The organism is Halorubrum sp. SS7 (genome assembly GCF_005435055.1).
Taxonomy (GTDB): Archaea; Halobacteriota; Halobacteria; order Halobacteriales; family Haloferacaceae; genus Halorubrum; species Halorubrum salinarum.
The window spans coordinates 1-536 of sequence record NZ_SGXV01000259.1 but is presented as its reverse complement, the minus strand read 5'-3'; the positions used below and the strand labels follow the sequence as shown (position 1 = coordinate 536).

At 65.9% G+C, this 536-nt stretch carries 1 protein-coding gene; it reads right to left on the bottom strand.

The window, feature by feature from the left end:
* Window positions 1-536, bottom strand: a 536-nt coding sequence (locus tag EXE44_RS17925; RefSeq protein ID WP_241991893.1) for an FGGY family carbohydrate kinase, incomplete at both ends; no start/stop codon positions are given.

The following is a 536-nucleotide window of genomic DNA, read 5'->3' as shown; positions in this document are numbered from 1 at the left end:
GGCGACCGGGACCTCCTCGCCGAGGAAGCCGTCGGGGTCGGTGTGGCCGTAGTAGTCCTCGTCGGAGGAGGGGCGCACCTCGGGCACCATCTCCTTCGGTACGTCGAACTCCGCTAAGAGCTCGTCGTCCCACTCCATCTCCCGGATGTTGTACAGCATCGTCCGGGAGGCGTTGGTGACGTCCGTGATATGGTTGCCCGTGAGGTTGTAGATGAGCCACGCGTCGATCGTCCCCATCACGAGTTCGCCCTCGCGGGCGCGGTCGCGGAGGTCGCCGCCGCGCGAGCTCTGCATCTTGAGCGGCTCGGCGTTGTCGAGAATCCACTCGGTCTTGGTCGCGGAGAAGTACGCGTCGGCCTCGAGGCCGGTCTTCTCGCGGATGTCCTCGACTCTGTCCGCTTCCTGAAGCTCCTCGACCCGGTCGGTCGTCCGGCGGTCCTGCCACACGAGAGCGTTGTGGACCGGCTTCCCGGAGTCTTTGTCCCACACGATCGTCGTCTCGCGCTGGTTGGTGATGCCGATGGCGTCGAGCTGGT